The sequence below is a fragment of the Streptococcus sp. HMSC072D07 genome (assembly GCF_001814835.1).
Lineage (GTDB): Bacteria > Bacillota > Bacilli > Lactobacillales > Streptococcaceae > Streptococcus.
Window position 1 is genome coordinate 3,221 of the sequence record NZ_KV818081.1, and the last position, 3,000, is coordinate 6,220.

2 protein-coding genes and 1 pseudogene are annotated in these 3,000 nt (G+C 35.0%); all 3 read right to left on the reverse strand.

Translation table 11 applies throughout. From position 1 onward, the window contains the following. Positions 1-259, reverse strand: a pseudogene (locus HMPREF2991_RS11085) (hypothetical protein); the annotation flags it as partial. Positions 260-263: 4 nt separating this feature from the next. Continuing rightward, positions 264-2,441: a hypothetical protein gene (locus HMPREF2991_RS09210; RefSeq protein WP_070683916.1), complete on the reverse strand. Its 2,178-nt coding sequence runs from the start codon at positions 2,439-2,441 to the stop codon at positions 264-266. 4 nt (positions 2,442-2,445) lie between these two features. Continuing rightward, positions 2,446-2,811: a hypothetical protein gene (locus HMPREF2991_RS09215; protein ID WP_042903179.1), complete on the reverse strand. Its 366-nt coding sequence runs from the start codon at positions 2,809-2,811 to the stop codon at positions 2,446-2,448. Positions 2,812-3,000: the final 189 nt, after the last annotated feature.

Below are 3,000 nucleotides of genomic sequence, written 5' to 3' on the forward strand. Positions count from 1 at the left end.
TCATCACTTTCCGCTCGGTTGTATAAAGATAGGTACCATTCCCAAAAGAACCTCTACGCACTAAAACGAATTTTCGTTGATTCCCGAAAAAATATACGTTTTCTTTTACAGAATGGTATTCTTCAATGGAATACTCGACTTTTTCAGGTTCTTTAAAAAATTGTTGGAATCCAATAATACCAACTATAATGAAAGGGATAAGAATTAGGCTAGCTAACACAAATTGAAAAGCACGCCTATTTGATAATATATTCCTCATCGTATCAGTTTCCTCCTGCACCTACTCCATTTACATAACCTAAATAAGACCATTGTCGATAAGAATCTCGAGTGAAATAAGACGGATAATTTTCAGATGATTGAGGTTTATTAATAGCTGTTTCCGCATCCTTGAGCCCATTATACAACTTCTCAAAACCAATCCACTCTAGACTGCGATTAGGATTGGGTTTCCCTCTCAAAAGAGCCTTCATATCCGCATCGTAATCACCACTTAATTCACTACGATCAATTGCTTCATCAAACTTGTTCAATACTTCATATGGATCCTGTCCATTACTAATGGCCGTCTCTGCAATGTAAGTTCGCAGACCATTTTTCTTTAGATCTTGTTGCTTCAGATAGGCTTCTACATCGTAGCTAGGACTGATATATTGAGAATTACTCTTAGATTTATCATCGTTTGTGAAAGAAGTCCCACCATATTGCCAAAATTCGGCCTCACTACTTTTCTTAAGGGTTTTAATTTCTTTATCGTAATTTTCACTTTTTTCAAAATAATCATAAATATTTTTTGCAATTTTTGTCAAGCCTTTAGCTTTATTACTATACTTGTGTTCCGGAATTTGATCTAATAAAACTGGTGAAGAAATCGCCTCCGCGCCATTGATAACCTTTTTAATATCCTTATCTGAACTCATACCAGCCTCAACAATCCCAATCATGACACCTGCAGGCGCATATAACTTACCAAGGTCTTTAACTGTATTTAGAACCGTTGAAGCAAAGAGCTTCGACTTTTCTGCATTCAAATCTTTGATTTTGTCACTGTTCTCTTGAATATTTAGTGCTGTTTTTTCATCAATGATTTCAGACTTAACATTTGTAGAAACAAAAGTTCTATTTAAAACTGTGAAAGAAAAGCCTTTCCCATCAGTCTCTTTTGTTAATTTAAAACTACCTTCTTTAAATGAATGATTAGTGGAAAAAATTTGACTTTCGAAACCACCATTCGGTTTTGGAACTTGAAGACTTGTCTTCCCTTTCCCCATATCATTCATAGCAGTATACATAAAAAGACCGTTTAGTTTTTCATACCACTCTACTTTGTTATTTAATGCCAAAACTGCTGCACGAACTTCAGCACTATTTTTTCGATTGAAATACTCAGTATAAGCCTCTCTAGGAGATCCTGGTGGAGGAAACTCTGGCATCAGAGTATCCACCTGTACTTTATAACTGTTTCCTGTCGCTTCTGCTGCCGCAGACAACCTCAATGCATAGTCTTTTACACTTTCTTTATCTCGTTGAGTTAAGGCTGCCATGAAAATTGATAGGTTAGGGACACTACCGTCTTCTTCAGCATGATGAACTTCATACATCAAACGCTCAACAATTATCTGCCCTACTCCTAGGCTAGAATCCTTTGTATTCACATTTGCTAAATCTGTAAAGAATGCTCTCTTATCAGCATAATCAGCCTCACTCAAAATCACTGTCATAATCTTTGCATCTGATTTGCTTTGTATCGCATCAAGATAATAAATCTTATCTGGAGTAAGAGTTTTGTTTTTAATAGAATCCATTACAACATTGGGCGTAACTGCAAGCTTTGCTTGAGCCACCTCAATACTATTTTTCAAATCCATTAACCCAGAAAGTACGTCAAATAAGGTTGTGTTAAAAGTATCATGAGCACTTTGAATTGTATTATGAGTTGCTTGACGACTATCTTTTGCACTTGTCAAACTTCCTTCTGCAGCTGTTTTTGTTGCTTCTAAGCTCTCATTTTCTATCCCAAGAGCTGTAGTTGCAGTATCCAGTAAAGATTGAAGATTTTTTATGGTATCTTTCACGGTATATAATTGACTATCTTCCCCTTCTCCAGTCAATTTAGTCCCTACCTCTTGCATACCAGTTTCACTAGTCCAGGCCTCCTTATCAAAACCAGCATCACTAATACTATTTTCAAAGTGTGAAATACTCCCTGAAAAATTGCTTATATACTTAGGGAATGTGTGAAATACTTGATTTTGTAAAGAATTTAAACGCTCAAAAAAGGCTGTCAGCGCAAGTGCTTCATCAGTATTATTCCCTGTCTTAGTATTAAATTGTCGTTCTGTTTCCTCAGATGCTGACTCAACATTTTTAGAAAACTCCTGAATTGCTTTTGCATACCGTTCTATTGCTGGTAAATCATATACTTTAATAACTTCACTCATATTTTCACTCCTTCGTAGCTAACAAGTCAATGCCTAAAAGGAACTTTCTTATTGCCAAATCACTCTTTTCTTCTTCTAATTCTTGAATTTTCTTAGAGACTTTTTCGGAAACATTATCAATTTTTGTATTAAAGTCTCGTTTAAGATTCTTCAAAAGTTCTTGCTCTGAAGTAGTTTGCTCTGAATATTTCTTTCCAGCTAGATTATAACCACTTTTGATATTTTCATCACTTACCAATACATAACTAATCGTTGTCGGAAATGATGTTAAAGATTTTTTTATTTCAACAAATTTATCAATCTCTGTCGTTAAAGATGATATAGATTGATTTATTTCATTAATTTCTGCTTGTATCTCTGCTCTTCCCATTTCTTCCCTTTCTATATCATTAATACTTTCATTTTACTTGCCAACCCATCGGCCACATAGTAATGTTCTTGTTCTATTATACCACATGAGAGATACTGTGAGAAGATGTGGAAAACAAAAGAAAACCACCTGAAATGAATTCAGGCAGTTCATGGATTTATGGAAAATCACTATATTGACTCTCTGCGA